A 26,121-nucleotide genomic window follows, 5' to 3' on the forward strand; every position below is an offset into this window, starting at 1 on the left:
ATCCCGCCTGCGAGAGGTCCTGAAACGAAGAGAACCCCTCGCACACCCGCCAGAGCCTGCTTATCCTTGCTGCCTTCCGGCCCTGGGGAGGTTCACAGGATGACGCCGCGCGAGGGGTCCGAGGACAGTCTAACGTCTGATCGGAGTGTTCGGAGCACCGAATATCCGTTCATCGCACTCCGAAAGTTCGGTAAGCTTCTCCACGGAGGATTCGCCTAGTTGGCCTAGGGCGCACGCTTGGAAAGCGTGTTGGGGGCAACCCCTCAGGAGTTCGAATCTCCTATCCTCCGCCACGGCTCACCAGCCACGACAGGGAAGCCCGCTCCATCTCGGAGCGGGCTTCTTCTGCTTCCGGGTCTCGGTTCGGGTCTCAGTCGGCCTCTCCGGAGGGCTCTTCGGCCCCCTCGGAGACCTGCCAGAGCAGTCCGCCGACCTGCTCCGCCACGGTCTGCCGAATGGGATCGATGACGTGCTGGTAGCGCTTGGCCATGTCGGCACTCGCCCATCCCATGATGGACATGACCGTGGGCATTGGCACGCCGAGAATCAGGAGGACGGTCGCGGCCGTGTGCCGGGCGTCGTGCAGCCGGGCGTCCCGGAGTCCGGCTGTCTTCAGTAGATCTTTCCACTGGCGGTAGTCGGTGTTCGGGTTGAGCCCATGGCCGGTCGGGGTGGTGAAGACCCACCCTTCCTCATGCCAGAGCTGCCGAGCGTCCGCGCGGTCCCTGGTCTACTCCTCCCGGTGCCTACGGAACAGGGTGACCAGCTGCGCGGGCAGTCCTATCGTGCGCCGGCCCGCCCGTGACTTGGTGTCGGCCGTGTCGGGGTTGGTCTGCAGGCGCTCCGGGCAGTAACCCGCCTTCCTGCCGCAGGCCTCCCCGCACCCGTGGGCGTACTTCGGGCGTTGGCGACCTCGCCGTACGCGGAGGGTTCCCCTGTCGAGATCCAGGTCCACTTCATCCCGCGAGCTTCGCCCTGCCGAAGACCGAGGGCGAGCGCGGGCCCATCGCGCGCTGTTCCGCGGCAGCGCGTCCGCGGCCTTGAGCAGCCGCTGAATCTCAGCGATCTCGTACGGCTCTATTTCCCCCTCTGAGAGCGTCGGAGCCTTGGTGAGAGTCGCGGGGTTCCGGATGAGGTATCCGCGCCGTACGGCCACGTTGAGCGCCGTTCTGACTGTTCTGTGGACGTGGTGCGCAGTGCCTGCGGACTTTCCCGCCCGCTGCATCTTGGCGTAGAGCTTTTCGAGGTGTTCGGGGCTCACCTGGAAGTGGCTTCGGGGGAGAGCTTGCCCACGTGCGCCAGCTCTTCCCGAAGCACCGGTAGCGCTGGGCGGTCCGGGTAAGACCGATGCCGAACTCTTCGCCGATGTCTACCGGCTGCACATCGAGAGCCCCAGCGAGATTCGGCGCCTGTTCGCAGCAGGCCGATCCGCTGACATCCTGCTTCGGGTCAACCTCGACATTCCGATCAGCGGGGCGTCCCTGGCCATGGGAGGCGGCGCTACTCCCTTCGGCATGGACCCTGCGGGCATCTCCGAATGCCTTGACCTGCTCGCAGGTCAGGACGCGGTACGGTTCCGCGGAATCCACGCTCATCTCGCCAGCGGCTTGGACACGCCCCGCATGCTGAAACTGGCGGTTTCGATCCTCGACTACGCACGCAGCCTGGGTGCCACTGAGATCAACCTCGGTGGTGGCATGGCCGTCGACTACGCCGATCCGAGCGCCCGGTTCGACTGGAAAACCTACGGTGGTGGCCTGGCGGCACTACAGCGTCCCGGTGAGGTCCTCCGGATCGAGCCGGGCCGGTCGTTGTCGGTCTACTGCGGCCGGTACGTCACCCGAGTCATCGACGTCAAGCGCGTTCATGACGAGTTGCTCGCGGTGGTCGCCGGCGGCACTCATCACATCCGCACTCCGGCGACCAAGGGGCACAGCCAGCCCATGGTCATCGAAGAACCGGGGGAACTCACTACGATCGTCGGTCAGCTCTGCACGCCCAAGGACACCATGGCCAAGCATGTGCCAGTGTCCTTGAAGCCGGGGGACGTGGTCGAGTTCTTGATGGCCGGCGCCTACGCCTGGAACATCTCCCACCACGACTTCATGATGCATCCGAAGCCGACCTTCCACTACCTCGGCTGAGATCTACCCATTCACCACGAGAGCCCCGGAAAAGATCTCCGGGGCTCTCGTCTTAAGAACTTTAGGTCCGCCGATCATGCAGGCTGAGCGTGAAGGGTTCTGCACATAGATCGCGAAGGCTCTTGGATCACTTCACCAGTTGAAGCGCGGGCGGACGGGTCGGTGTTGTATGCCCTCCGCCCCGCACCGCAGCGATAGGACTCGGCACCAGGCCGAATACATGCTGGTTGATCTCTTCGGGGCTGATATGCAGGGCACGAGCTATGTGGGCGACGGTAACTCCCTCAGCACGAAGCACGCTGAAGACCTTAGCCAGCAGCTGCGAGGACTCCCGGGCGATACCATCGGGTTCCTGACGCCGGTAGCCCATTCGCGACAGGTTCGTAGCTAGGGTGCGGTAGCCCCATTCGGTCACCAGGTCGAGTTCGTGCAGTCGGTAGGTAAGTGCCATCGCCGAGACCTTCCAGGTCTTTTTCGCGGCTAGGACCCGATCCACGGTCGCGTTGTTGAGCCGCTTGGCGTGTACTGCAGTAGGCGGCATCAAGAAGGCCGAAGCAAAGCGTTGAGCCTGCTGCTCGGCCAGCTTGCCCTGTGGGATCTCATGTTCAGGATGCAGCACCAGGTGGCCAAGCTCATGGGCAGCGTCGAAGCGACCACGCTCGCCTGACTTCCGGGTGTTAATGATCACATACGGTGTGCCCTTCCAATAGAAGGAGAACGCATCGACCTCCAAGCATTCCTCAGCTAGAGAGAACACCCGTACCCCATGCGCCTCCAGCAGGTGCACCAGGTTGGGGATCGGTGCTACGCCCAACTGCCATAGGTTACGCACCTGCTCGGCCGCTAGCTCTGGATCCCGTCCAGTCAGGGTGGGAATGTCGGGCGCTGGCAGGCGGAACCGTTCCTCTACCCATTCATTGATCATGATGGCGATGCGAGCAGCGGCCAACGCCGTATCCCGCTGGCCAGCGGTGAGCTTGCTTGGCGCGCGGAAGCTCACTGCCTCCAGCGGGATCTCTTCTATGTCCTCTGCGGTCAAGAAGGCCGCTGGCACTTGCAGGGCATGCGCCAGCGTCTCCAACACCTTGTTGGTCATATGTTCTCGGCTGTCGCTGCGGACGTTCTCGTATCCCGACAAGGTCCGCGTGCTGATGCCGCTGAGCTGCTCTAGCCGGACCAGGGTCATCCCCCGGCGCTTACGTGCCAGCTTCAACCGCGATGGGCTGAACTGATGCTTTTGGTTCATAGTGCCGCTTTCTACCCCATCGGGCGTCAGCGGCGCTCAACGGCAACGTTGACACCCTGCTCGCCCTCCCCGGGCTCTTCCCCTTCGCTGTCGATGGGCACGTTCTCGATGACGTAGGGCGGGATCAGGATCCGCTCACGCCAGTAGTCGACGTACCCCTGACTGGTTATGGATCCCGGTAAGGACAGCTCAGCCGAGACAGCACTCTCGGTCACGTAGTACAGCAGGATCCAGGTAGCACGAGGCTGCTCAGCCGCCACATCATGCAACACGGGGCCGACCTCGGGATCGACAAACAGCGGCAGCTGCATCTGCTCGTTATCCTTGATGACCTTCTGGTAGGTCGCGCCCTTGGCGTACTTGGTGGTCGGCGGGGCCCCCGTCTCCGAGCCCGTCTGCGCGTCGCCAGTGGTGGCTACGATCGCGAAGGCTCCCGTTGGGTGGATCGTCAGGGGCAAGTTCCGAGGGTTTTCGTACTTCCAGTCCTTTTTTCCCTTGCTGATGCGCAGGTACTCGTTGATCCGCCCCCATCGCGCCATGCCGGCCATCGCCACCGGGGCGGCCTCCGACCATGTACGCGACTCGCCCACGCCCACCCTCAGCGCCGCGTGGATCTCCTTCACTTCGAGCCCTAACTCAGCGAGCCGGTCCTCGGCTGCTTGTTCCTTGTAGACAGCCCGTTCCACAGGCGCCTCCTTACCTTGACTGCCGGAAATCCTCCCTCAAATGAGGGAGGAAAACAAGAAGATCGAGAAAAAACCCCAGGTGAAAACGCGAGGTTGGATCATCTCCAGCCAACCGATCAAGTGCCTTCACCGAGGGACCTGAGCAGCTCTCCCGACCGACCTTCAGGGGGGCCTTGCCAAGCGGCAAGCCTCACGGGCGTCCCGGAGTCCAGCTGTCTTCAGTAGATCCTTCCGCTGGTGGTAGTCGGTGTTCGGGTTGAGCGCGCGGCCGGTCGGAGTGGTGAAGACCCATCCCTCCTGTCGAAGCTGAAATGCTCCCCCGCTTGAACAAACTAAGTCTCCGCAAGATGTCCCGATGTGTCCTGATTCGGGGAAGCCCATGCCTATGTCTATGGCGCGCGCACGCGCGTATACCACATCGCCCTGCTGCCACCTCTAGCACGATGGCTGGAGACGATCGCCAGGTTGGGTGAGAGCTGCAAGCTGCAGAGCCAAAGACGCCTGCCCTAGCGGAAGCCCTTCTCACTACGGATGCGGGCTTGCCTGCAACGCAGGGCAGCCATCACACCCGAGCGGTGAGCTGAGCATTTCGCCAGCGCAGACAGGTGTCAGCACCTGAGCCTGAACAATGTGGCGCGGGTTGGCGTCAGGATGCCTCAGATGTGGTCGATGCCCTTATGCGCTCGGTTAGCGTCCCATAGCAGACCGTCAGCGATCACCCACTGAGGGAAGAGGTAGGCCGGCCTGGTTTCGTTGAAGCGATAGGTCACACCGCACACTCTGCCTGCGTCGGCATGTATCAAGAGGGCGATGACTGAGACAGTGTTGCCGCCGGACCAGGTTGGCAGGATCATCGCTCGCCAGCAGTGGAGCGTGCTGGTCGTATCGTGCCGCGCGGTCCGCTGCAACTTCTGCCACCGCTTGGTATGCAAGCCTGCAGACCTTAGCTAGTCACGCCACCCGGCCTTCCGAGCACTGATCGAACACGATCAGCACCGTCCGACTGGCAATGACGCTCTATATACCAACCTAATGATCATTTCGGTCACAGGATAGGAACACTAAGTAGCTGCTGCCAGGCGTGGAAGATCTGGCTAGGCGTGTCAATATGCCTACTCCTGGTGCGCGCGTGCGCGCGCACGCGCATAACACAAACACTCATCCACAGAAGTCGCTTATCTAAGGTCCCCGAAGATGCGACCTCTCAAGAAAACCGACCAGTATACAGATATGGCGCGCCACCGCACCCTCTATCCACGAGCGAAGGGCACAAGGCATGGACCAAGCATCCCGAGGTAACCCCTTCACAGCGCGGGAGGGTCTGGTATATCGCGCGAGCGAACGCGTGACGCGCGAAATACCCTCCACGAGGCCCTGTAGTCAAGCCTGAAGCCGCCAATCGGGTGGTCCTCATCCACTACCGGGGGCATGTACACTCATGCCTCAGAATCGATCTGAGGGCCATCTGGGACCATTCCTGCGACTGGCACGACCGGAAGGGAAAGCAAGTGGGTCGAAAACGCAGAAATCAGACAGAAGAGGATGTGCAGGATACGCACACCGAAATTGCAAGGGCGGTCCGCTATGCCCTGGAAAGCAATCCACGGACCGCCCGCGCGATCGCGATCATCGGGGCAAGTGCCGCGATGATCGCCGCTCTCGCCTGGTACCACCAGGCGAAGACCGGTGAGGGAAGCAAGCCCTCCACGGTCACCATCATCGTACCTGACGGCAAAGCCGCAGGTCACGGTGCCATGTGTACCGATATCGTGACAAAGTCCGAGGCTGCCTGAGTAGAGGCCGTCGCACGGTGACGGCCTCCCAGGGCCTAGAAAGGACGGGGAACGTGCCCCGCCGGCAAAGAGTCGGCGGGGCATCCCGGGAACTCGGTTGTGAGTGCCAGCCGCCAGACCATCGAGTCCGGCCAACGCCGGTTCCGTCTCATTTTTGGTCTCAGTTCATCGCCGTTCGCCCTTGTTCACTTGCATGACAACCACCCGCACCCACCTGGCCAAAGCACGGTTTGAACGTGTTTGTACGGAGATCCGCAGACTTGGAAAGCGTGTTGGGGGCAACCCCTCAAGAGTTCGAATCTCCTATCCTCCGCCACGGCTCACCAGCCACGACAGGGAAGCCCGCTCCATCTCGGAGCGGGCTTCTTCTGCTTCCGGGTCTCGGTTCGGGTCTCAGTCGGCCTCTCCGGAGGGCTCTTCGGCCCCCTCGGAGGTAGTTTTCCTCCGGTGACGACGATGTGGGCCGGGGTGCGCGAGCGGGTGCTCGCCCTGCGCGCCGCCCCGGGAGCGCGCCGGGTGTTCGGCGCCTTCTTCAAGGGCCACGGCCACGGCTTCGAGCTGTCGCCCCCGCTCACCGGGGGCGAGGTGGCGGAGATCGAGACGGCCCTGGGCACGAGTCTGCCCGGGGAGTACCGCGGTTTCCTGCTGGAGGTCGGCGCGGGCGGTGCGGGTCCCGACTACGGGCTGTTCCCGCCGGTCCTCCCTCCGGAGGAGAGCCGGGCCGCGTTCGCCGGACGTCTGCGGCGTCCCTTCCGGCCGGACCACGCGCAGCGGGCGCTGGACGAATACGACGAGCGGGAGCCCTCCCGGGACGCCTACCCGGACGAGGAGGGATACCGCCGCGCCTTCGGAGCCTGGGACGACGAGCTCGACGAGGCTCTGGTCGCGGGCACGCTCCGCGTGGGCGACCGGGGATGTGGCTACCACACCCTCCTCGTGGTGACCGGTCCCGAGCGCGGCACCGTGTGGGAGGACGTCCGGGCCGTCGGGATGGGGGTCGTACCCCTCGGCGGCGGGGACGGCGGGCGCATGATGTTCGCCGACTGGTATCTGGAGTGGCTCTCCCACGCGGAGCACCGGGCCGCAGAGGAACCGCAGGGCGCGGCGGGAGAGGAGCGGCAAGGCGCGGCAGGGGTGGAACCGGAGAGCGCGGCGGGAGCCGGGGAGGACGCCGCGACGCCGTGACCTCCCCGTCGTCATCCGGTTCCACCGGAATGTCCGGCCCTTCCCGGGGCAGTGGGAGGTTCCCCAGCGGATCGAAGGGACATCGGCGATGGACTTCAGAGATGACGCCAAGCTCGACTCCTCACAGGTGGAGAGCGGCGGCAGGGGCGGCTTCCCCGGCGGCGGACTCGCCGTCGGCGGCGGCGCGGCCGGGATCATCGCGCTCATCGTGGCTCTGATATTCGGCGTCAACCCCGGGAACATCACCGGCGGCGAGGACCCGGCACCCGTGAACCCCAGCTCCAACCTCGCCTCCGAGTGCAAGACCGGCCAGGACGCCGACCAGAAGGAGCAGTGCCGGATCGTCGGCGTGGTCAACAGCATCCAGGACTACTGGCCCGGGGTCGTGCAGAACTACACGCCGGCCAAGACGGTGATGTTCTCCGGCCAGGTCAACACGGGCTGCGGCGCGGCCGACGCCTCGGTCGGCCCGTTCTACTGCCCCTCCGACAAGCGGGTCTACCTCGATCTGAGCTTCTTCGACGAGCTCCAGAGCCGGTTCGGCGCCAAGGGCGGCCCGTTCGCCCAGGCCTACGTCGTCGGCCACGAGTACGGCCACCACGTACAGAACCTCCTCGGCACCAACGCCAAGGCGGAGGGAGACCGGCAGGGACCGGAGAGCGGCTCGGTCCGGCTGGAGCTTCAGGCCGACTGCTACTCCGGAGCCTGGGCCAAGAACGCCTACGAGACCGGCCTGTTCGCCAAGCCGTTCAGCCAGACCGACATCGAAGAGGCGATCAGCGCGGCCTCGGCCGTCGGCGACGACAGCATCCAGAAGCGCACCCAGGGCCGGATCGACCCCGAGGGGTTCACCCACGGGACGTCGGCGCAGCGTGTCAAGTGGTTCACCACCGGTTACGAGAGCGGCGACCCCAACAAGTGCGACACCTTCGCGGGCGACATCTGAAAGGCCTCGTGACCTGCGAAACGAACCGCCGGATGGGCATCCGGCGGGCATGACGCCCGATACTCTCATAAACTACATAGTGTGATCTTCAAGATGATCGGCGACGGACGGCCCTACCCGGACCACGGCCTCTCGCACCGCGAGTGGGCGCAGATACCGCCACGGCAGATCCGGCTCGACACCCTGATCACCACGAAGGCGGTGCTGGATCTGCACTCCCTGCTCGCCAAGGACTCCACCTTCTACGGCGACCTGTTCCCGCACGTGGTGCAGTGGCACGGTGATCTCTACCTGGAGGACGGCCTGCACCGCGCGCTGCGGTCGGCCCTTCACCAGCGCTCGGTCCTGCACGCCAGGGTGCTGGAGCTGCCGGACGACTGAGCCCGCCCGCCGGAGAGGTCCGGAGGGGCGGGGGAGCGGAAAACCGAAGGGCTCCCGGCCGACGGCCGGGAGCCCTTCGCTGTGGCGGTGGAGGTGGGATTTGAACCCACGGATGAGTTGCCCCATCACACGCTTTCGAGGCGTGCGCCCTCGGCCACTAGGCGACTCCACCGCGGAGCAGCTTACCGGATAACCGCTATTGCTCGCGCATCCGTCTGACGGAGAAGAAATCGGTGAGGACCCCGGCGCATTCGTCGGCCAGAACGCCCCTCACCACCTCGGGCCGGTGGTTGAGGCGGCGGTCCCTGACGACGTCCCAGAGCGAGCCCACGGCGCCGCCCTTGGCGTCGGCGGCGCCGTACACGACGCGGTCGACCCGCGCCAGCACGGCGGCCCCGGCGCACATCGTGCAGGGCTCCAGGGTCACCACCAGCGTGCAGCCGTCCAGCCGCCACCCGCCGCGCGCCCGCGCGGCGCCCCTCAGCGCGAGGATCTCGGCGTGGGCGGTGGGATCGGCCAGGGACTCGCGGTCGTTGCCCGCCCGGGCCAGAACGGCGCCCCCGGCGTCCACGACGACCGCGCCGACCGGCACCTCGCCGCGGGCGCCGGCCCGCGCCGCCTCGTCGAGGGCGAGCCGCATCACGGGGACGTGACCGGCCTCCGCACCGGATACGCCGGACCCGCCGGGCTCGGCGGGCCCGTCGGACTCCGGCCCGGTCTCCCGTCCGCCCGCGGCTCCGTCTCCCGGCCCGCCCGCCCCGGGACCCCGCCCGCCACCCGTCACGACGACGGCGGCCGTACGGCCGTCACGGTCATCGCAGCCTGTCGAGCTCGTCGGCGAACGAGAGCCGCTCGGCGATGACGGAGAGCGTGTCCGCGGGGAGGACGCCCTCCTCCACGCTGAGCTCGATCAGCTCCTCGGAGGTGACGCCGAGGTCGTCCAGCAGCTCGAAGTCGCCGGCGGGCCGTACCCCGATCTCGGCCGTCTCCTTGGCCGGCGCGACCCCGGCCAGCTCGCTGAAGAGCTCCCCGAGCCTCGCCGAGACACCGGCCTGCTCGTCGGAGAGGAAGGTGCGGGGCTCCCCGTCACCGTCGTAGCGGACGATCCCGAACCATTCGTCCTCCACCTCCACGCACAGCAGGACCAGTTCGTCGCCGTCGAGTCCCAGATGCTCGGCGACGGCGTCGCCGAGGTCGTCCGCCGTCTCGGCGGAGCCTAGATCGACCTCCGCGCCCTTCCACCCGCCGGGGGTGCGGACGAAGGCCGCCGAGAACACGCTGCTTGCTGATGGGCTGGAGGACATGGCCGATCTCCCAAGGTCAGCCGAACATCGAGTCGATGGCGCGTTCGAACGGCTCGGAGAAACCCAGCCGCGCGGCGATGCTGGACAGCACGTCCTCGGGAAGCAGGTCGACGTCGCCGGAGAGGATGCCGAGCTCCATCTCGTCGAGGCCCAGATCCGCGAAGATCGAGAGGTCCCCGGCGGGAAGGGCGGTGTCCTCGTCCTGGAGGATCGCGTCGAGCTCCTCCTCGTCCGGCACCGGAACGTCGAGGTACTCCAGCACCTGCTCGGCGAGGGGGAAGTCCCAGGAGGCGGCGATGTCGGACAGGAAGACGTCCACCCGCTCGCCGAACACCCTTAGCGCCACGAAGAACTCATCCCCAACGGCGACCAGACCAATCGTGCCGCTCATGCTCGGCTGCTGGCGCAGGGCGTAGATCAGGCCGTCCAGGTCGGAGGTGAGGGCGGTGGGGAGGACCTCCGCCTCCCAGACGTCGTCCTCGCGGTAGACGACGATGGCGAAGTCGAGCGCCTCTTGATCTGACATGGCCATCCCCACCGATGCGTTCTCTCCGGAAGTCAATGCTTTCAGAACCAGCCTGCGAGCGTACGTCTCTCCTACCAAATCGTGATCAAACTCAAAGTGAAAGTGGGTCACATCACGTACGGACCCTGCCGTTATCCCTCACCTCGGCATACCGGATACCGTTGGCCTCCATGGAGACCCTGGTCGTCGACCACCCGCTGGTGGCACACAAACTGACCGTGCTGCGGAACGCGGAGACGGATTCACCCACATTCCGTCGCCTCGCCGACGAGCTCGTGACCCTCCTCGCCTACGAGGCCACCCGGCACGTCCGCGTGACCGACGTGACCGTGCGGACCCCGGTCGCGCCGGCCGAGGGGGTACGGCTGGCTCAGCCGTACCCGCTGGTGGTGCCGATCCTGCGGGCGGGCCTGGGCATGCTGGACGGCATGACGAGGCTGCTGCCGACGGCCGAGGTGGGCTTCCTCGGGATGATCCGCAACGAGTCGACGCTGAAGGCCGAGACCTACGCCACCCGCCTGCCGGACGACCTGTCCGGCCGCCAGGTCTACGTGGTCGATCCCATGCTCGCCACCGGCGGCACCCTGGCCGCGGCCATCGAGTTCCTCTTCGAGCGCGGCGCGGACGACGTGACCGCGCTGTGCCTGCTGGCGGCCCCGGAGGGCATCGCCCACATGGACCGGGCGTTCGCGGGCAGCGGCCGGCCGATCCGCCTGGTCACCGCGGCGGTGGACGAGCGGCTGAACGAGAACGGCTACATCGTCCCGGGCCTCGGCGACGCCGGTGACCGTCTTTACGGGGTCGTCTGAGAAAACTTCCCTTCCGATAGAAGGGACGTTCTGCAGCTTTCGACTCCGTAATGTTACTCTCTGGGTACTCAGAGTAGCGAAAGCGGCTCTTGCGCGCTCCGGTCCGCGAGGGCCGCGGGCGCACACCAGGGAGAACCATGAGCGAGCGAATCACGCCGGGCGCGGAGCCCGACCCGTACGAGGGCGTCAGCGCCACGCTGCGGGCCGAGTTCTCCGGGATCCATCCGGCCGCCACGGTGACCCGCTGCGTGGAGGCGGCGCACTACGGCGCGCTGGAGGTGACCGGCCACGTCCATCCTGGAATGGTGGAGCGGATCGCCCGCAAACATCTCGAGGTCCTCGCGCTCGTCGCGAGCGAGCGCGGGTGACCGAGAAAAGCCATTCTGTCCGGTTCGCCAGGTCCGTGGAACGTGGCCAGACGTAATGGACCGAAGCGCTTTACCCGGCGAATGGCGTGGGTAATGTATACGGCGGGTGCAGTGGGTCAGCGGTAGCAGGAGGCCGAAGTGCAGGTCAAGAAGGTTCTTACGTACGGCGGTATTGCTTTTGTGGCGTTCTTCCTGTTCACCCGACCAGGTGACGCCGCCAGCACGGTGAGGAGCGCAATGGACACTGTGTACAACGCGGCCGACTCTCTGGCCCAGTTCGTCTCCCATCTCTCATGAGGCTCGTGACCCACGGGGACTCAGCTCCCTCGTCGGTCAACCGCTACCTGCTCCCCCACGAACACCAGGTCATCATGGTGCGGCGTCACCCGGCCGTGCTGCTCCGCCCCGTCGCCGAGGTCTTCGGCGGCCTGATCCTCGCCGGGCTGCTGAGCAAGTGGTTCGGCGACCAGGGCGGCGGCGCCGCCCTCGTCGTCGTGTGGTGGGCCTGGCTCCTGCTGCTGATCCGCTTCGTCTGGAAGGTGGCGGAGTGGTCGGTCGACTACTTCGTCGTCACGTCCAAACGGATGCTGCTCACCACGGGCCTGATCACCCGCAAGGTCGACATGATGCCGCTGGGCAAGGTCACCGACATGAGCTTCCAGCGGTCGCTGCTCGGCCGCATGATGGGGTACGGCGAGTTCGTCCTGGAGTCGGCCGGCCAGGACCAGGCCCTGTCGAGGGTCAACTACATCCCCTACCCCGAGACGCTCTACCTCGAGGTGTGCCAGATGCTCTTCCCCGGAGGCAACGACGATGATTAGTGCCTCTTCGTCCTTTGCGGAGGCACGTTAGAGAAGAGTCCACCCGATATTTTTCACGCGGGGTTACCTTATTCGACTGCTTCGTGCAATCATGGCGGGAACATTGACCATCCCCCGCCCTGAGAGATCAGATGCCGAGTCAGGGAACCATCGGTGACCGCGTCCGCGGACTGCGGCTCAGTAGGCGCATGTCTCAGGCCCAGCTGGCCGGGCCTGACCTCTCCGACAGTTATGTCTCTCTCATCGAGTCCGGCAAGCGCACGCCGACCCCGGTGGTCGCGCGCCTCCTCGCCGAACGCCTGGGCTGCACCACCGAGTTCCTGCTGCACGGCATCGAACCGCGTCAGCGCATCGACACCGAACTCGGGCTGCGCCACGCCGAGCTGGAACTGCTCCACGGCGACCCGTCCGTGGCCGCCGAGCGGTTCGGCGAGATCGTCAAGGTGGCCGGCGAGGAGAACGTCCTGCTGGGCGCGCACGCGCGGTTCGGCCGCGCGCGGGCCCTGGAGGCCCAGGGAAGGCTCGGGCCGGCCGTGGAGGCGTTCGAGTGGCTGCGCCGTGAGGCGGCGGCCCATCCCGAGCGTCTGGCGGACCTGCCCCTCACCGTGGCGCTGAGCCGCTGCTACCAGCGCGCCGGAGACATCCTGCGCGCCCGTGACCTGGCCGCCCAGGCGCTCGTCCAGGTGGAGAGGCTCGCGCTGACGCAGGGCGAGGTCGCCGTCGATCTCGCCGCGTCCCTCATGGAGACCGAGAGCCCCCGGCAGCCGCGCTCGCCGGGCATGGACTACATCCGCAGGGTGCTGACGGACAACGGCGTGCCCGTCGTGGCCAACCGCACCGCCGAGATCCACGCGCTGTGGCGGGCGAGCCTCGTCGCGGCCGAGGGCGAGGACTCCGCCCTGGCCGTGCACCTGGCCGACGACGCCATCGCGACCGGCCGTCCGGCCCGGATGGCGTTCCGGCTCGCCGGCGTCGCGACGAGCTGGGCGCGGCTGGCCGCATCCACCGGTGAGGAGTCGCTGGAGCAGGCCCGGGAGCTGGTGACCTCCGCCGGTCGCGTCTTCGCCGCGTTCCCCGGAGCCGTCCACGAGCACGCCCGGAGCCTCGTCGCCCTCGCCCGGGTACGGTTCACCGGCGACGCCCCCGAGGACGCCGCCCGGCTGGCCGCGTCCGTTCTCGCCATGCTGGACGGACGGGCCTGTCCCGTCGCGGCGACCGCGCAGCTCCTTCTCGCGGAGATCGCGCTCGCCCACGGCGACCGCGACGTGCCGGTCATCCTGCACCGGGCCGGCCAGCTGCTCGACGAGCCGCGCCCGGCGGGTTCCGCACCCGACAGGGAGGCGGCGCGGGCCTGGCGTGAGCTGGGCGACCTGTACGGACGAGTCGGCGCGGACGAGGAACGCTCTAACGCGTATCGTAAGGCTCTGGAAGCCGCCGGAGTGCGCAGCGCGATGGTGGGGGTGACGGTCGACTCCGCTCTGGCCCGGTAGAGATCGGCGCTCCGCCGAACCTGGATTTGTATTCACGCCTCCGGAATAATTAGGGTCTACCAGTCATTGACTCATAGGATGATTGGTTTCCCCGGAGGAGGCGGACTGTGAGTCTGCGTACGGCGCAGCGTGCGTCCCTCGTCGACCAGGTGATCGATCAGCTCAAGGAGCAGATCACATCGAACTCCTGGCAGATGCACGCGAAAATCCCTACCGAGACCGTGCTCGCCGAACAGCTCGGGGTCGGACGCAACACCGTACGCGAGGCCGTACGAGCGCTCACCCACGCCGGGTTGCTGGAGTGCCGTCAGGGTGACGGCACCTACGTCCGCGCGACGAGTGAGCTTTCGGGAGCCATGCAGCGGAGGCTGCGCGCCGCCGAGCAGCTGGAGATCCTGGAGGTACGGCGCGCCCTGGAGGTCGAGGCCGCCCGCCTCGCGGCGACCCGGCGCACCGACGCCGACATCGCCCGCATCCAGAGCGCGCTGGCCGAGCGCGAGCGGGCATGGGAGTCCGGCGGACCCGAGGCGTTCGTCGAGGCCGACCTCGCCTTCCACATCGCCGTCGTCGAGGCGACCCACAACCGGGTGCTGAGCGACCTCTACGAGGACTTCTCGGCCGCCCTGCGGGCCAGCATCACCGCCGCGGGCACCTCCATCAACAGCACCTACATCCCGCACGAGGCCATCGCCCGCGCCATCGCGGACGGTGACGTGGCCGCCGCGGAACGCGCCGGCCACGCGTGCATGGAGCACATCCTGATCTCCCTGACCGAGGCCCAGGAACTGTCCAACTGATCCGCGGGCCCTGCCGGCGCACCGGATGCGCCCCGTCTCCTCTCCCTTCGGGGAACATCGAGGAGGCGGGGCGCATCCGTGTGTGGTCCGTCGCCGGGAGGCCCCGGGGCGGTGTCACACCGCGCGCAGGGACATCGTGAGATAGCGGAAGGCGGGATCGGCGTCGCCCGGGACCTCGGTGATGAGCGCCGGGCGGCTGGAGGACTGCATGCTGATCCGGGCGAACTCGGTCTCGACCCCGTTCAGGCCGTCGAGCAGGAAATGCGACTGGAAGGCGATCTGGATGGGGTCACCGGACAGCTCGGCCTCCATGGACTCGGCACCGCGACCGATCTCGCCGCCGCCCGCCTGAAGGAACACCCGGCCGTGGTCGAACGACAGGCGGATCGCGGTGTTGCGCTCGGCGACCAGCCCGACCCGCCTGATCGCCTCGACGAACGGGGCGACCCGCACGTCGGCCCGGATCGGCCAGTCCTCGGTCAGCCGGGACCGGTAGTCGATGAACTGCTCGTCCAGCAGGCGGACCGTGGTGCTGCGGTCGACGCTCTCGAACCCGGCGACGCCGTCGCCCAGCCCGATCGACACCTCGCCCCCGCGCAACGACTTCGCCACCTCGACGAGTGCCCGGGCGGGCACCACGGCGGCCGCGGCCACGTCGGGCCGCTCCGGTCGCCAGTCGAACTCACGGGCCGCGATGCGGTAGCGGTCGGTGGTCGCCATGGTCACGGTCTCGCCGGTGATGTCGATCCGGACGCCGGTCAGCATGGGGAGCGCCTCGTCACGGCTGGCGGCGGGGGCCACCTGGCCGACCGCGCTCGCGAAGACGCCGCCGCCGATCGCGCCGATCCTCGCCGGTGTCGGAGGCAGGGCCGGGAAGTCCTCCACCGGCATGGTGGGCAGTCCGAACTCGGTGTCACCGCAGGTCAGAATCGCCTCGGATCCGCTGGTGACGATCTCCACCGGCTGGGCGGGCAGACTGCGGGTGATCTCCGCGAGGACCCTGCCGGGGACGAGCGCCCGGCCGGGCTCGGCCACGTCGGCCTCGGCCGACACCCGGGCGGAGACCTCGTAGTCGAAGGCGGAGAGCACGAGGTCGTCCCCGGCCTCCAGGAGAAGGCCGGACAGCACCGGAACCGTCGGGCGGCTCGGCAGCGCCCTGGCCGACCAGGCCACGGCGTCGGCCAGGACATCACGGTTAACCCGGAACTTCACCTGATCACCCCTTCGTCCTGAACGGCATGGCGGAATCGCGGGCCGTATCCATCAGAAGGTAGCCGGTGTGACCGACAGAACTCCCGCGAAGCCATGCGATCCGGTGCTTCCCGGAAGCCGGGCGGCTCCTGGGCGGAGCCGGAGTCTTTGGGGGAACGGATGCCCTTTGCGGGAACGGATGTCCGGTGAGGAGCCGGAGGCCCGGTGAGAGCACCGGGCCGGGTGCTCTCACCGGACGCGTCCTCCGGTCCGGCGTCCGTCTACCGCACGTACACGTTGGGCCGCGGCGGGGTGGCCATGCCGTCCCCGATGAAGAAGCTCGGATGCGGCGGCTGGTTGTAGGCGGTGTTCTGCCAGGCGATCGCCACCCGGTACTGGGTGTCGTGCATGAGCGTGTGGATCCGCCGGTCGGTGACCGCGGTGGTGGTGTGGATCCGGAGCGCCCTGTTGTCGGTGGTCGGCCAGACGACCTCCTCCCGCCAGTCGCCGAACAGGTCGCCCGACAGCGACGGGGTGGACTTGGTGCCGTTGTTGGAGTGCACGCCGCTCGCGGTCAGCAGGCGGCTCTCGCCGCTCGTGCCGTACTTGTCGATGCGCGTGCCGTCCAGCAGTTCACGGACCGGGTCGGCGTCCCACCAGGCGAGGAAGTTCATCGAGGAGGGCTTGCGGCCGACGTTCCGGCCCCTGGTGTCGTAGACGCCGTCCACGGCCGCCGACCAGGACTCGGCGCCGGGGCTGCCCGCCCACACGTCGGCCGACACGCCGCGGCCGTTGTCGCAGCCGCAGGAGGCGTTGCTCCACAGGGCCCTGCCGGTGGCGGCGTCGGCGAACCACGCGGCGGGCTTGCTCGTGTCCTCGGAGATCTTGAAGACCTCCAGCCCGGCCCGGGAGGGGTCGAGGTCGCCGACGTGCAGCGCGTCGCCGTGCCCGTAGCCGTTGTTCCACAGCGCCCGGCCGTTGTCGTCGATCGCCATCGCGCCGAACACGATCTCGTCCCTGCCGTCGGAGTCGACGTCGGCGACCGAGAGGTTGTGGTTGCCCTGGCCGCGGTACTGGCTTCCGGCGCTGTCGCTGTCGAACTTCCACCGCTCGACCAGCGAGCCGTTGCGGAAGTCCCAGGCCGCGATGACGGCGCGGGTGTAGTAGCCGCGCGACATGATCAGAGACGGCCGCGAGCCGTCCAGGTAGGCGGTGGCGGCCAGGAAGCGGTCGACGCGGTTGCCGTAGGAGTCCCCCCACGACGAGACCGTGCCGCGCGGCGGGTCGTAGTTCACGGTGGACAGGGCCGCGCCGCTCCGCCCGTCGAACATGGTGAGGTACTCGGGGCCGGACAGGACGTAGCCGCTGGAGTTGCGGTGGTCGGCCGAGGCGTTGCCGATCGTCCGGCCGGCGCCGTCGACCGTGCCGTCGGCGGTCTTCATCGCGACCTCGGCGCGGCCGTCCCCGTCGTAGTCGTAGACCTGGAACTGCGTGTAGTGCGCGCCGGCGCGGATGTTGCGCCCGAGGTCGATCCGCCACATCCGGCTGCCGTCGAGGCGGTAGGCGTCGACGTAGACGTTTCCGGTGTAACCGGACTGGGAGTTGTCCTTGGAGTTGGTCGGGTCCCACTTGAGGACGAACTCGTAGCGGCCGTCGCCGTCGAGGTCTCCCACGCTGGCGTCGTTGGCCGCGTAGGTGTAGGCGACGCCGTCCTGGGTGGTGCCGCCGGAGGGCGGCTGGATCGGCACGTCGAGGTAGTCGCCGCCGGTGAAGCGGAGGGACGCTCCGGAGGCCGCCTGCTCGACGCCGTCGACGACCGGGCGCACGGTGTACGACGCGTCGGCCGCGGCGCCGGCGTCGAAGTGGTTCGTCGAGCCGGTGATGGGGGTGGTGTTGACCTTCGTCCCGCCCCGGTAGAGGTTGAAGGCCACGTTCGCCGGGTCGGTGCCGAGCAGCCGCCACGCGACGAAGTTGCCGGTGCCCGACCGGGCGCTGATCAGTCCACGGTCGAGGTCCTCCACCTGCCGTGCTCCCGCGGGCGGCGTCGTGGGGGTCGCCGTCGGGGTCACCGTGGGAGTGGCCGTCGGCGTCGCCGTGGGCGTCACGGTCGGCGTCGCGGTGGGGGTGGCCGTGGGACCGGTGGAGCCGGTGCAGGCGACGCCGTTGAGCGCGAACGCCGCCGGGACGGGATTGGCCGAACCGGTCAGGGAGCCGTTGAACCCGAACGTCGCGGCGGCGCCGGTGGCCAGCGCCGCGTTGTATCCGGCGTCCTTGGCCGTCACCTGGGAGCCGCTCTGGGTGACGGTCGCGTTCCACGCCTGCGTCACCTGCTGTCCGGCGGAGAAGCTCCAGGTCAGCGTCCAGCCGTTGACCGGGTCGCCGAGGTTGGTCACCTTCACGTCGCCCGTGAAGCCTCCGCCCCACTGGGAGGTGACGGCGTAGTCGACGCGGCAGCCCGCCGCGGCGTGCGCCGTGACCGGTTGCAGGCCGGCGGCGAGCGCGACCCCGGCCACCGAACAGGCGGCGAGCGCGTGACGGAGGGATGGTCCGTGCTGTCTGTGCATTCTTCACCCCTGCGGCTGATCGGATGGAAGCGCTTCGACGACCACGGTGTCGGAAAGCGTTTTCAAAGGCCGATCAAACCGCCATCGGTCGCCGGCGCGCCACCCCTCCGGCCGGGCCGGCGCCGTACGGCGGGCCGGCGCCGCCCCGCACCGCCCCGTGAGCTGCGGCGTTCCGCCGGACGGCCCGGCCCCGCGCCCGGGGACGGGCCGAAAGTTTCACAGGTCCCGGGCCGCGTCGAGATAGGCCAGGACAGCGAGGACCCTGCGGTTGTCGTCGTCCGACGGGGCGAGGCCGAGCTTGCCGAAGATGCTCGCCGTGTGCTTGCCGACCGCGCTCTCGCTGAGGTACAGGCGCTGGGAGATGGCGGCGTTGGAGCGCCCCTCGGCCATCAGGGAAAGCACCTCCCGCTCCCGCGGGGTCAGCGCGCCCAGCGGCTCGTGCCGGGCGTTGCTGGCCAGAAGCTTGGCGATCACCTCGGGGTCCATCGCGGTGCCCCCGCCGGCGACCCGGCGGACCGCGTCGACGAACTGCCCGGCGTTGAACACCCGGTCCTTGAGGAGGTAGCCGATCCCGCCGGAGCCATCGGCGAGCAGCTCGCGCGCGTACAACTGCTCGACGTGCTGGGACAGCACGAGCACCGGCAGGCCGGAGACCTCCCTGCGGGCGGCCAGCGCGGCCTGGAGGCCCTCGTCGGTGAACGTGGGCGGCAGCCGTACGTCCACCACGGCGACGTCGGGGCGCTCGGCGACCAGCGCCCGCAGCAGCTCGGGGCCGCTCTCGACGGCCGCGACGACCTCGAACCCGTGGGCCTGGAGCAGATGGACAAGGCCCTCCCTCAGCAGGTGGAGGTCCTCGGCGATGACGATTCGCAGGCTCACCCGTCCAACCCTAGGGCCGGGCCGGCCCGTTCGATCAGCCGCCGGTGGGAGTGCGCGGAGGTGATCACCATGGCCGCGCCGTACATGGTCAGGCCGAGGAGGATGTTGAAGACGATCATCGGCCACTGCCAGGGCTCGGGCAGGTGGAGGGCGAGGAACCAGCTCTTCGCGTCGGATCCGAAGATCTTCATGCACATCGCGACCAGGCCCTGCGGGAACAGGGGGAGCCAGCCCAGCCCCCAGCCCAGGACCAGCACGGCGAGCCGCCAGCCCTTCGGCGCCGGCCCGCCCTCGGGCGCGTCCCCGCTCCCCTCGATCGGGAGGTCGATGGTGGCCGTGGTCGGGCCGCCGGGCGGGCTGTTCAGCGCGAGCACCCCGTCGAAGGCCGCCAGCCGCCGCTCGATCCCGCGCAGGCCGCTGCCCCGGGCGGGGTCGGCGCCTCCCGAGCCGTCGTCGGTGACGGTCACCCGCAGCGACCCGTCCCGGACGCCGATGTCGATCCACACGCGGTCCGCGCCTCCGTGCCGGGCCGCGTTGGTGAGCAGTTCGCTGATCGAGAAGTAGATCGCCGACTCGACGGGCGCCGGGGACCGCCTGCTCAGGTTCGCGGTGACCGTGACCTTCAGCGGGCTGTCCAGCGCCATGGCGCGTACGGCGTCGCCGAGGCCGCGTTCGGCCAGGACCGGCGGGTGGATGCCCCTGACCAGGGCGCGCAGCTCGGTGAGCGCCACCGACGACGCCTCGCGCGTCTTGGCGAGCAGGGCCTTGGCCGCCTCGGGGTCCGAGTCCATCAGCTCCTCGACCGCGCCCAGCGTCATGCCCATGGCCACCAGCCGGGCCTGTGCGCCGTCGTGCAGGTCGCGCTCGATCCGCCGCAGCTCGGCCGCCTGGGAGTCGGCCGTCTCCGTCCTGAGCTGGTCGAGCCGCCGGACCCGCCCGGCCAGGACGGACCTGGCGGTGGGCGCGAGGCACAGGCGGGTCCACCAGCCGTAGAGGCGCAGCAGCCAGGGCACCGCGGCCACCCCGGCCACGGCGACGACGACTCCCGACGGCACCGTCAGGGGTGTCCAGCGCCCCAGCAGGTCCAGACCGCACCAGACCGCGGCGAGAGGCAGCGACAGCAGGCTTCCGCCGACGATCGGGTTCAGGGAGAGCCAGGCCAGGTCCCGCCAGGTGGCCGGGTCGGTGAACATCCACTTCCAGCGCTCGTGCCACGCGGGCCACCGCGGCGTCTTGTAGAGCTGGCGCTCGTAGCGGTACCAGCCGTCGGGCTGGGGCCGGGGAGGGGGCGGGGGCGGCAGGTAGGGCGGTTCCGTCACGACGCCCAGCCACGTGCCGGTCAGACGTCTGGCGAGCATGGCTCGGCGCCTGACCAGACCGACCATGGGCATGAAGAAGAAGACCAGGCCCAGAGAGGCGAGAACGGCGGTCACCAGGGCCGCCGCGAGCAGGAGGACGTCCGTCAGGGCCATGCCTCCCAGGGCCAGGGCCCGGCCGAACGTCACCGCGTGTCGTCTCATGTCTGACAGTGTGGACGATCGGCGCCGTCCGCCCAATGAAGCCGGCCGCACTCCGCGGGGTGTGGCTGGGTACACCCCGCCGGGTGCCCAGCCGGATTCCGCCCGATCCGCCGGATTCCTAACGTCGTCGTCATGAAGGTCATCGAAGTCAGCGATCTCCGCAAGGGATACCGCGGCAGGAACGTGGTGGACGGCGTCTCGTTCACCGTCGAGGAGGGCGAGATCTTCGGCGTCCTCGGCCCCAACGGCGCGGGCAAGACCACCACCGTCGAGTGCGTGGCGGGCCTGCGCGCCCCCGACTCCGGCACCGTACGGGTGCTCGGCGGCCTGGACCGCGCCGAGGTCAGGAGGAACCTGGGCGTGCAGCTGCAGAGCTCCGCGCTCCCGGACAAGATCAAGGTGTGGGAGGCACTCGACCTGTACGCCTCCTTCTACCCGGCGCCCGCCGACACCGACGAGCTGCTGGAGCGGGTCGGGCTCACCGCCAGGCGGGACGCCCACTACGGCAAGCTCTCCGGCGGCCAGCAGCAGCGGCTGTCCATCGCCCTGGCGCTGGTCGGCCGGCCCCGCGTGGCGATCCTCGACGAGCTGACCACGGGTCTGGACCCGCAGGCCCGCCGCGACACCTGGGAGCTCATCGAGCAGGTCCGCGCCGACGGGGTGACGATCGTGCTGGTCACCCACTTCATGGAGGAGGCCGAACGGCTCTGCGACCGGCTCGCGCTGATCGACGCGGGCAAGGTGGTGGCCCTCGACAGCCCGGAGGGGCTGGTGTCGCGGATCGGCAGCCCGCAGCGCGTACGGTTCCGGCCCTCCCGCCCGTTCGACGACGCGGCGCTCCGCGCCCTTCCGGAGGTGACCGGGGTTCGGCACGAGGGAGGCCGGATCGAGGTCTCCGGCACCGGCGACCTCCTCCCAGCGGTCGTCTCCGCCCTGTCCGCCGCCGGTGTCACGCCCGCCGACCTGCGGGTCGATCAGGCCGGCCTCGACGACGCCTTCCTCGCACTGACCGGAAAGAAGATCTCCGCATGAACAAGATGATCATCACCGAGGCCAAGCTCTTCCTCCGCGATCCGGCCGGGCCGATCTTCGCCATCCTGCTCCCGCTGGCGCTCCTGCTGGGGCTGGGCAGCATCCCCGGCTTCGGCGAGCCGGACCCGGCGATGGGCGGCCAGCGGGTCATCGACACCCAGCTCCCCGGCATGATGGTGATCCTGTCGGTGGCCACGATGGCGCTGTCGGTGCTGCCGGGCACGCTGGTCGCCTACCGGGAGAGGGGCGTGCTGCGCCGCATGTCCACCACCCCGGTCAGCCCGGTCCGGCTGCTGGTCGCCCAGGTGGTGAACAACCTCGCGGTGGCGGTCGTCGCCACCGCCCTGCTGATCACGCTGGGTCACCTGTTCCTCGGCGTGGCCGTGCCCGGGAACCTCCCGGCGTTCGCGGTCGTGTTCGTGCTCGGCACCGCCTCGGTGTTCGGCCTCGGCCTGCTGATCGCCGCGGTCGCGCCCAACGCGAAGGTCGCGCCCGGGATCGGCTCGCTGCTGATGTTCCCGCTCCTGTTCATGGCGGGCATGTGGATCCCCCGCGAGCTGATGCCGGACCTGCTCCGGCGGATCGGCGACTTCCTGCCGATGGCTCCGTTCGGCCAGGCGATCCGCGACACCTGGGCGGGTCACGCGCCGCAGCCGCTGCACCTGGCGGTGATGGCGGTGACCGTACTGGTCACGGGCGCGGTGGCGGCACGGCTGTTCCGGTGGGAGTGACGCGGGCGGGTACCGGCGTCGCCACCCCGGTCACGCCGCCCTCCCGGATCGTGCCGCCCCGGTCACGGCACCGGGACGGCGCCGGCCTGGTCGCGGCGACCCGGGGCCGCGGGCCGGGTGGCGCCGTTGACGGTCAGCATGATCGAGTAGAGCGAGGTGGTGGCGGTGACGAGCAGCAGGTTGCGCTTGGCGCCGCCGAAGCACAGGTTGGACACCGCCTCGGGGAAGCGGATCTTCCCGATCAGCGTGCCGTCCGGGTCGAAGCAGTGCACGCCGTCCCCGGCCGCGGCCCAGATCCGCCCGCCGGTGTCCACGCGGAGGCCGTCGAAGACCCCGGAGGAGCAGGTGGCGAGCACCGCGCCGCCCGTGAGCGCGCCGTCCTCGCCCACCTCGAACGCCCGCAGGTGACCGGCCCTGGTGTCGACGACGTAGAGCACCGACTCGTCGGGGGAGAACGCCAGGCCGTTGGGGCGGACGAAGTCGTCGGCCACGATCGCGGCCTCCCCTGTGACCGGGTCCACCCGGTAGACGTGGCAGGCGCCGATCTCGCTCTCCGCCCGGTGCCCCTCGTAGTCGCTGTCGATGCCGTAGGACGGATCGGTGAACCAGACCGAGCCGTCCGACCGCACCACCACGTCGTTGGGGCTGTTCAGCCTCCGCCCCCGCCACCGGTCGGCGATGACCGTGACGGAGCCGTCGTGCTCGGTCCTGGTGACCCGGCGGTTCCCCTGCTCGCAGGAGACCAGCCGGCCCTCGCGGTCGACGGTGTGGCCGTTGGCGTGACCGGCGGGCTGCCGGAACGTGCCGACCGCGCCGGTCGTCTCGTCCCAGCGGAGCATCCGGTCGTTGGGGATGTCGCTCCAGAGCAGGTACCGGCCCGCGGGGAAGTAGACCGGGCCCTCGGCCCAGCGGCAGCCCGTGGCGAGCCGCTCGATGCGGTCGTCGCCCCGGCACGCCCGGAACCGGTCGTCCAGGACCTCGAACCGCGCCTCGATCACTTCCATGTCACACCCTCCGAATGGCATCCTGTGCGAACCTAATCTCACAGGACACCATTCGGTCAAGTTACGAAATACAGACTTTGGTTCGGCGCTACGATGTCATCGTGGACGACATCGACCGCGAACTCCTCGCCCTGCTCCAGGCCGACGCCACCCGGTCCTACGCGGCGCTCGGCGAGGCCGTCGGGCTGTCCAGCGGCGCCACCCACGAGCGCGTGCGCAAGCTCCGCCGGCGCGGAGTGATCAGACGGACCTCGGTGGAGGTCGACCCGGCGGCGGTGGGCAAGGGCGTGGCCGCGTTCGTGATGATCGACGCCAACGCGTGGGTGGGCGGCACGGAGACGGCGGAGGCGCTGGCCGCGCTCCCCTGGATCGAGGAGGCCCACGTCGTCGCCGGATCCGCCTCGCTGCTCGTGAAGGTGCGCACCTCCAGCACCGAGGACCTGCAGGCCGTGCTGAGACACCTGCACGAGGTGCCCGGCGTCACCGGCACCCGGACCGTGGTGGTGCTGGAGACCTTCTTCGAGCGCCCCCTCGACCCCCGCGGCGACCGGCCCTGACGCTCCTGGGGCACCTCGGATCCGCGGTCGTGGGACTCGCGGGCGGCGCACACCTGCGCGATGTGACTCTCGGCCCACGACTTGACGGCCCCGGCCCTCCGACGGTCCCGGTCCCCTGACGCCTCCGGCCCTCCAACGGCCACGATCCCCTGACGGCCCCGATCCCCTGAGCGGCCCGGCCCTCCCCGGAGACCTCCGGCGGCTCTCCGTTCACGCCCTCACGGACGGCCGTCCCGCCCGCACGCGTCCGGTCGTCACGCACCCGGCCGTCGGATCGTCACGCACCCGGCCGCCCGGTTCGTCACGCACCCGGCCGCCCGGCCGCGGTCGCGGCTCCGGTCTCTCCGGTCCCGGGGGCTCCCGCCTCGCGGTACCGCTGCGGGCTGACGCCGAGCACGCGCTTGAAGGCGGCACTGAGAGCGAACGGACCGCCGTAACCGACCTGCCGGGCCACCGCGCCGACGGTGGCGTCGGTCTCGCGCAGCAGGTCGGCGGCCAGGGCCAGCCGCCAGCCGGTGAGGAACGTCATGGGCGGCTCGCCGACCAGCTCGGTGAAGCGGCGTGCCAGCGACGCCCGGGACACTCCGGTCCCGGCGGCCAGCCCGGCCACGGTCCAGGGGTGGGCCGGGTCGTTGTGGATCATCCGCAGCGCGCGGCCGACCACCGGGTCGGCGTGCGCCCGGTACCAGGCCGGGGCCTCCGCCTCGGGCCGGGAGAACCACGTCCGCAGCACGGTGATGAGGAGCAGGTCGAGCAGCCGGTCGAGGACGGCCTCCTGGCCCGGGTCGTCTTTGGCGATCTCCCGGTCGAGCAGCGCGGTCAGGGGATGGTCGCGGGCCTCCCCCGGGAGGACCAGCATCGGCGGCAGCGCCGCGAGCAGACGCCCGCTGACCTCCCCTCGCAGCTGGTAGGTGCCGGTGAGCAGCACCGTCGATCCGCCGGGGCCGTTGCCCCAGGTGCGCACGCCGAGGCCCATCTCCTCCTCCAGCGGCTCGCCGCCCAGGGTGGTGCAGCGCTGGCCCGGATGGATCACCACCTGCCAGGGGGTGGCCGGGTCGTCGGCGACCGTGTAGGGCTCGGGCCCGCGCGCTATCGCGACGTCCCCCGCGTCCAGCCGTACGGCCTCACCGTCGTCGGGGATCATCCACGCCCGGCCCCGCGTCACGGTGACCAGGGTGAGCGGCGCCTCATCCTGGATCCGCAGGGACCACGGGGGATCCAGGATCGAGCGCAGCAGGAAGGCCCGGTGGGCCCGCGGCCCGTCCAGCAGCCCGGCGAGTGCGTCCATGCCTCCACGCTAGACGAGTGAATATGGAACTGCGCTTCCCGAGCATGGAGAGTCTCACCCGGAACGGCTTCACTGGAGGCAGTCGGTCTTACGGAGAAAGTGATGTTCGAGTTGTTCAGAAGCGCCGCCCTGATCGCGTCCACCCTCGCCATGGGCCTCACGGCCGGCCTGTTCGCCGCCTTCGCCTACGCGGTCATGCCCGGCCTGGGCCGCGGCGGCGACCGTACCTTCGTCGAGGCCATGCGTCAGATCAACGTGGCCATCCTCAACGGCTGGTTCGCCCTCGCCTTCGGCGGCGCGCTGGTGCTGACCCTGCTGGCGGCGGCGCTGCACCTGCGCGGGGACGGCCGGGGCGTGCTGCCCTGGATCGTGGCCGCCCTCCTGCTGTACGGCCTCGTCCTGGCCGTCACCTTCGCGGTCAGCGTGCCGCTCAACGACCGGCTCGCCGCGGCCGGAACCGGTGACCTCGCGGCGGCGCGCGAGCAGTTCGAGGCGGCGTGGGTGCGCTGGAACGTCGTCCGTGCGGCGGCGTCGACGGCGGCCTTCGGCTGCCTCGCCTGGGCCCTGGTGGTCCACGGGGCGTCGGCCGCCCCGGGCGTAGGGGCGTAGGGGCGGAGCGCACGGGGGCCGCCCGGATCGGGTCACGCAGGGCATCGCGCAGACCGTCCGGGCGAAGCGGGAAGGGGCCGCACGGCGGGATGCCGGAGGCCCGGCGGGCGCGCCGCCTCGGGGAACGGCGCCGGGAGAACGCCCGGCGACGGAAAACCCTTCGACGCCGCGGCCGGCCCCTTCCTAAGATGACCGGCATGGCTTCGCCCCGGATCTCCTAGCTCGGACACAGGTTCCGCGTCCTTCCTGT

General features: G+C 69.3%; 26 protein-coding genes, 2 tRNA genes, 1 other RNA gene and 1 pseudogene. 16 read left to right on the forward strand and 14 right to left on the reverse strand.

Annotation, left to right across the window (positions count from 1 at the left end):
• Nucleotides 1-26: 26 nt before the first annotated feature.
• Nucleotides 27-122: signal recognition particle sRNA small type (ffs, locus tag ACFYSC_RS15430), an RNA gene on the reverse strand.
• Nucleotides 123-204: 82 nt separating this feature from the next.
• Here ffs and ACFYSC_RS15435 point away from each other — a divergent pair.
• Nucleotides 205-293 (forward strand) — tRNA-Ser (locus tag ACFYSC_RS15435).
• A 77-nt stretch (nucleotides 294-370) separates the two neighbouring features.
• Here ACFYSC_RS15435 and ACFYSC_RS15440 read toward each other — a convergent pair.
• Nucleotides 371-682 (reverse strand): annotated as a pseudogene (locus ACFYSC_RS15440) (tyrosine-type recombinase/integrase); the annotation flags it as partial.
• A 727-nt stretch (nucleotides 683-1,409) separates the two neighbouring features.
• Between ACFYSC_RS15440 and ACFYSC_RS15445 the strand changes: the two are divergent.
• Nucleotides 1,410-2,144: a hypothetical protein gene (locus ACFYSC_RS15445; RefSeq protein ID WP_389961844.1), complete on the forward strand. Its 735-nt coding sequence runs from the start codon at nucleotides 1,410-1,412 to the stop codon at nucleotides 2,142-2,144.
• Nucleotides 2,145-2,271: 127 nt separating this feature from the next.
• Here ACFYSC_RS15445 and ACFYSC_RS15450 read toward each other — a convergent pair whose 3' ends face one another.
• Both ACFYSC_RS15450 and ACFYSC_RS15455 read right to left on the reverse strand, forming a co-directional pair.
• On the reverse strand, nucleotides 2,272-3,390 hold the full coding sequence (locus ACFYSC_RS15450; protein WP_389961451.1) for a helix-turn-helix domain-containing protein: 1,119 nt from the start codon (nucleotides 3,388-3,390) through the stop codon (nucleotides 2,272-2,274).
• 26 nt (nucleotides 3,391-3,416) lie between these two features.
• Nucleotides 3,417-4,076: a hypothetical protein gene (locus ACFYSC_RS15455; protein ID WP_389961453.1), complete on the reverse strand. Its 660-nt coding sequence runs from the start codon at nucleotides 4,074-4,076 to the stop codon at nucleotides 3,417-3,419.
• 1,508 nt (nucleotides 4,077-5,584) lie between these two features.
• Between ACFYSC_RS15455 and ACFYSC_RS15460 the strand changes: the two genes are divergently transcribed.
• From ACFYSC_RS15460 to ACFYSC_RS15475, 4 genes are all read left to right on the forward strand, one after another.
• Nucleotides 5,585-5,869: a hypothetical protein gene (locus ACFYSC_RS15460; protein ID WP_389961455.1), complete on the forward strand. Its 285-nt coding sequence runs from the start codon at nucleotides 5,585-5,587 to the stop codon at nucleotides 5,867-5,869.
• 447 nt (nucleotides 5,870-6,316) lie between these two features.
• On the forward strand, nucleotides 6,317-7,054 hold the full coding sequence (locus ACFYSC_RS15465) for an SMI1/KNR4 family protein (protein ID WP_389961457.1): 738 nt from the start codon (nucleotides 6,317-6,319) through the stop codon (nucleotides 7,052-7,054).
• An 88-nt stretch (nucleotides 7,055-7,142) separates the two neighbouring features.
• The gene (locus tag ACFYSC_RS15470; protein ID WP_362932573.1) at nucleotides 7,143-8,000 is read left to right on the forward strand and encodes a neutral zinc metallopeptidase; all 858 of its coding nucleotides are present in this window, start codon (nucleotides 7,143-7,145) and stop codon (nucleotides 7,998-8,000) included.
• Nucleotides 8,001-8,081: 81 nt separating this feature from the next.
• Nucleotides 8,082-8,381, forward strand: a complete 300-nt coding sequence (locus ACFYSC_RS15475) for a type II toxin-antitoxin system VapB family antitoxin (RefSeq protein ID WP_362932571.1) — start codon at nucleotides 8,082-8,084, stop codon at nucleotides 8,379-8,381.
• Between the two features lie 82 nt (nucleotides 8,382-8,463).
• Here the strand turns inward: ACFYSC_RS15475 and ACFYSC_RS15480 are convergent.
• From ACFYSC_RS15480 to ACFYSC_RS15495, 4 genes are all read right to left on the reverse strand, one after another.
• Nucleotides 8,464-8,553, reverse strand: a tRNA-Ser gene (locus ACFYSC_RS15480).
• Nucleotides 8,554-8,577: 24 nt separating this feature from the next.
• A complete protein-coding gene (gene tadA / locus ACFYSC_RS15485) occupies nucleotides 8,578-9,021 on the reverse strand; it encodes a tRNA adenosine(34) deaminase TadA (protein WP_362932569.1) in 444 nt (147 codons plus the stop codon).
• Between the two features lie 172 nt (nucleotides 9,022-9,193).
• A complete protein-coding gene (locus tag ACFYSC_RS15490; RefSeq protein ID WP_389961460.1) occupies nucleotides 9,194-9,685 on the reverse strand; it encodes a tRNA adenosine deaminase-associated protein in 492 nt (163 codons plus the stop codon).
• Nucleotides 9,686-9,701: 16 nt separating this feature from the next.
• Nucleotides 9,702-10,211: a tRNA adenosine deaminase-associated protein gene (locus ACFYSC_RS15495; RefSeq protein ID WP_179821743.1), complete on the reverse strand. Its 510-nt coding sequence runs from the start codon at nucleotides 10,209-10,211 to the stop codon at nucleotides 9,702-9,704.
• A gap of 170 nt (nucleotides 10,212-10,381) precedes the next feature.
• Here ACFYSC_RS15495 and upp point away from each other — a divergent pair, with 170 nt between their 5' ends.
• The 6 genes from upp to ACFYSC_RS15525 all read left to right on the forward strand — a co-directional run bounded on the left by upp (nucleotide 10,382) and on the right by ACFYSC_RS15525 (nucleotide 14,496).
• Nucleotides 10,382-11,020, forward strand: a complete 639-nt coding sequence (upp, locus tag ACFYSC_RS15500; RefSeq protein WP_362932565.1) for a uracil phosphoribosyltransferase — start codon at nucleotides 10,382-10,384, stop codon at nucleotides 11,018-11,020.
• Between the two features lie 137 nt (nucleotides 11,021-11,157).
• Nucleotides 11,158-11,388 carry a hypothetical protein gene (locus ACFYSC_RS15505; RefSeq protein ID WP_362932563.1) on the forward strand — a complete coding sequence of 77 codons (231 nt, stop codon included), beginning with the start codon at nucleotides 11,158-11,160 and terminating at the stop codon, nucleotides 11,386-11,388.
• A gap of 138 nt (nucleotides 11,389-11,526) precedes the next feature.
• Nucleotides 11,527-11,685: a hypothetical protein gene (locus ACFYSC_RS15510; protein ID WP_179821737.1), complete on the forward strand. Its 159-nt coding sequence runs from the start codon at nucleotides 11,527-11,529 to the stop codon at nucleotides 11,683-11,685.
• Nucleotides 11,682-12,209: a PH domain-containing protein gene (locus tag ACFYSC_RS15515; RefSeq protein ID WP_389961463.1), complete on the forward strand. Its 528-nt coding sequence runs from the start codon at nucleotides 11,682-11,684 to the stop codon at nucleotides 12,207-12,209. Before ACFYSC_RS15510 ends, ACFYSC_RS15515 begins: the two co-directional genes overlap by 4 nt.
• 131 nt (nucleotides 12,210-12,340) lie before the next feature.
• Nucleotides 12,341-13,699 (forward strand): helix-turn-helix domain-containing protein, encoded by a 1,359-nt coding sequence (locus ACFYSC_RS15520; RefSeq protein WP_389961465.1) that lies wholly within the window; start codon nucleotides 12,341-12,343, stop codon nucleotides 13,697-13,699.
• 107 nt (nucleotides 13,700-13,806) lie between these two features.
• Nucleotides 13,807-14,496 (forward strand): FadR/GntR family transcriptional regulator, encoded by a 690-nt coding sequence (locus tag ACFYSC_RS15525; protein WP_362932557.1) that lies wholly within the window; start codon nucleotides 13,807-13,809, stop codon nucleotides 14,494-14,496.
• A gap of 114 nt (nucleotides 14,497-14,610) precedes the next feature.
• On the opposite strand, the gene dnaN is transcribed toward ACFYSC_RS15525, so the two are convergent.
• From dnaN to ACFYSC_RS15545, 4 genes are all read right to left on the reverse strand, one after another.
• On the reverse strand, nucleotides 14,611-15,708 hold the full coding sequence (gene dnaN, locus ACFYSC_RS15530) for a DNA polymerase III subunit beta (RefSeq protein ID WP_362932555.1): 1,098 nt from the start codon (nucleotides 15,706-15,708) through the stop codon (nucleotides 14,611-14,613).
• A gap of 260 nt (nucleotides 15,709-15,968) precedes the next feature.
• Nucleotides 15,969-18,251 carry a cellulose binding domain-containing protein gene (locus ACFYSC_RS15535; protein WP_389961468.1) on the reverse strand — a complete coding sequence of 761 codons (2,283 nt, stop codon included), beginning with the start codon at nucleotides 18,249-18,251 and terminating at the stop codon, nucleotides 15,969-15,971.
• A gap of 216 nt (nucleotides 18,252-18,467) precedes the next feature.
• Nucleotides 18,468-19,124: a response regulator gene (locus ACFYSC_RS15540; protein WP_389961846.1), complete on the reverse strand. Its 657-nt coding sequence runs from the start codon at nucleotides 19,122-19,124 to the stop codon at nucleotides 18,468-18,470.
• A 2-nt stretch (nucleotides 19,125-19,126) separates the two neighbouring features.
• Nucleotides 19,127-20,650: a sensor histidine kinase gene (locus tag ACFYSC_RS15545; RefSeq protein ID WP_389961470.1), complete on the reverse strand. Its 1,524-nt coding sequence runs from the start codon at nucleotides 20,648-20,650 to the stop codon at nucleotides 19,127-19,129.
• 132 nt (nucleotides 20,651-20,782) lie between these two features.
• Between ACFYSC_RS15545 and ACFYSC_RS15550 the strand changes: the two genes are divergently transcribed.
• A complete protein-coding gene (locus tag ACFYSC_RS15550; RefSeq protein WP_389961472.1) occupies nucleotides 20,783-21,682 on the forward strand; it encodes an ABC transporter ATP-binding protein in 900 nt (299 codons plus the stop codon).
• Nucleotides 21,679-22,413: an ABC transporter permease gene (locus ACFYSC_RS15555; protein ID WP_389961474.1), complete on the forward strand. Its 735-nt coding sequence runs from the start codon at nucleotides 21,679-21,681 to the stop codon at nucleotides 22,411-22,413. Before ACFYSC_RS15550 ends, ACFYSC_RS15555 begins: the two co-directional genes overlap by 4 nt.
• 62 nt (nucleotides 22,414-22,475) lie before the next feature.
• Here ACFYSC_RS15555 and ACFYSC_RS15560 read toward each other — a convergent pair whose 3' ends face one another.
• Nucleotides 22,476-23,417 (reverse strand): SMP-30/gluconolactonase/LRE family protein, encoded by a 942-nt coding sequence (locus tag ACFYSC_RS15560; RefSeq protein WP_389961476.1) that lies wholly within the window; start codon nucleotides 23,415-23,417, stop codon nucleotides 22,476-22,478.
• 101 nt (nucleotides 23,418-23,518) lie between these two features.
• Between ACFYSC_RS15560 and ACFYSC_RS15565 the strand changes: the two genes are divergently transcribed.
• Nucleotides 23,519-23,974: an Lrp/AsnC family transcriptional regulator gene (locus tag ACFYSC_RS15565; protein ID WP_389961478.1), complete on the forward strand. Its 456-nt coding sequence runs from the start codon at nucleotides 23,519-23,521 to the stop codon at nucleotides 23,972-23,974.
• Nucleotides 23,975-24,275: 301 nt separating this feature from the next.
• On the opposite strand, the gene ACFYSC_RS15570 is transcribed toward ACFYSC_RS15565, so the two are convergent.
• Complete coding sequence (locus tag ACFYSC_RS15570; protein ID WP_389961480.1) at nucleotides 24,276-25,262, reverse strand: AraC family transcriptional regulator; 987 nt, start codon at nucleotides 25,260-25,262, stop codon at nucleotides 24,276-24,278.
• A 102-nt stretch (nucleotides 25,263-25,364) separates the two neighbouring features.
• Here ACFYSC_RS15570 and ACFYSC_RS15575 point away from each other — a divergent pair, with 102 nt between their 5' ends.
• On the forward strand, nucleotides 25,365-25,871 hold the full coding sequence (locus tag ACFYSC_RS15575; RefSeq protein WP_389961482.1) for a DUF1772 domain-containing protein: 507 nt from the start codon (nucleotides 25,365-25,367) through the stop codon (nucleotides 25,869-25,871).
• The last annotated feature ends 250 nt before the right edge of the window (nucleotides 25,872-26,121 follow it).

This window comes from Streptosporangium sp. NPDC004379 (genome assembly GCF_042873875.1).
Taxonomy (GTDB): Bacteria; Actinomycetota; Actinomycetes; order Streptosporangiales; family Streptosporangiaceae; genus Streptosporangium.

Bases quoted from the DNA above. Each gene is read 5' to 3' on its own strand.
- ACFYSC_RS15450 (WP_389961451.1), bottom strand. From the start codon at position 3,390: ATGAACCAAAAGCATCAGTTCAGCCCATCGCGGTTGAAGCTGGCACGT.
- ACFYSC_RS15470 (WP_362932573.1), top strand. From the start codon at position 7,143: ATGGACTTCAGAGATGACGCCAAGCTCGACTCCTCACAGGTGGAGAGC.
- tadA (WP_362932569.1), bottom strand. From the start codon at position 9,021: ATGCGGCTCGCCCTCGACGAGGCGGCGCGGGCCGGCGCCCGCGGCGAG.
- ACFYSC_RS15490 (WP_389961460.1), bottom strand. From the start codon at position 9,685: ATGTCCTCCAGCCCATCAGCAAGCAGCGTGTTCTCGGCGGCCTTCGTC.
- ACFYSC_RS15495 (WP_179821743.1), bottom strand. From the start codon at position 10,211: ATGTCAGATCAAGAGGCGCTCGACTTCGCCATCGTCGTCTACCGCGAG.
- upp (WP_362932565.1), top strand. From the start codon at position 10,382: ATGGAGACCCTGGTCGTCGACCACCCGCTGGTGGCACACAAACTGACC.
- ACFYSC_RS15505 (WP_362932563.1), top strand. From the start codon at position 11,158: ATGAGCGAGCGAATCACGCCGGGCGCGGAGCCCGACCCGTACGAGGGC.
- ACFYSC_RS15515 (WP_389961463.1), top strand. From the start codon at position 11,682: ATGAGGCTCGTGACCCACGGGGACTCAGCTCCCTCGTCGGTCAACCGC.
- ACFYSC_RS15520 (WP_389961465.1), top strand. From the start codon at position 12,341: ATGCCGAGTCAGGGAACCATCGGTGACCGCGTCCGCGGACTGCGGCTC.
- ACFYSC_RS15535 (WP_389961468.1), bottom strand. From the start codon at position 18,251: ATGCACAGACAGCACGGACCATCCCTCCGTCACGCGCTCGCCGCCTGT.
- ACFYSC_RS15545 (WP_389961470.1), bottom strand. From the start codon at position 20,650: ATGAGACGACACGCGGTGACGTTCGGCCGGGCCCTGGCCCTGGGAGGC.
- ACFYSC_RS15550 (WP_389961472.1), top strand. From the start codon at position 20,783: ATGAAGGTCATCGAAGTCAGCGATCTCCGCAAGGGATACCGCGGCAGG.
- ACFYSC_RS15555 (WP_389961474.1), top strand. From the start codon at position 21,679: ATGAACAAGATGATCATCACCGAGGCCAAGCTCTTCCTCCGCGATCCG.
- ACFYSC_RS15560 (WP_389961476.1), bottom strand. From the start codon at position 23,417: ATGGAAGTGATCGAGGCGCGGTTCGAGGTCCTGGACGACCGGTTCCGG.
- ACFYSC_RS15570 (WP_389961480.1), bottom strand. From the start codon at position 25,262: ATGGACGCACTCGCCGGGCTGCTGGACGGGCCGCGGGCCCACCGGGCC.
- ACFYSC_RS15575 (WP_389961482.1), top strand. From the start codon at position 25,365: ATGTTCGAGTTGTTCAGAAGCGCCGCCCTGATCGCGTCCACCCTCGCC.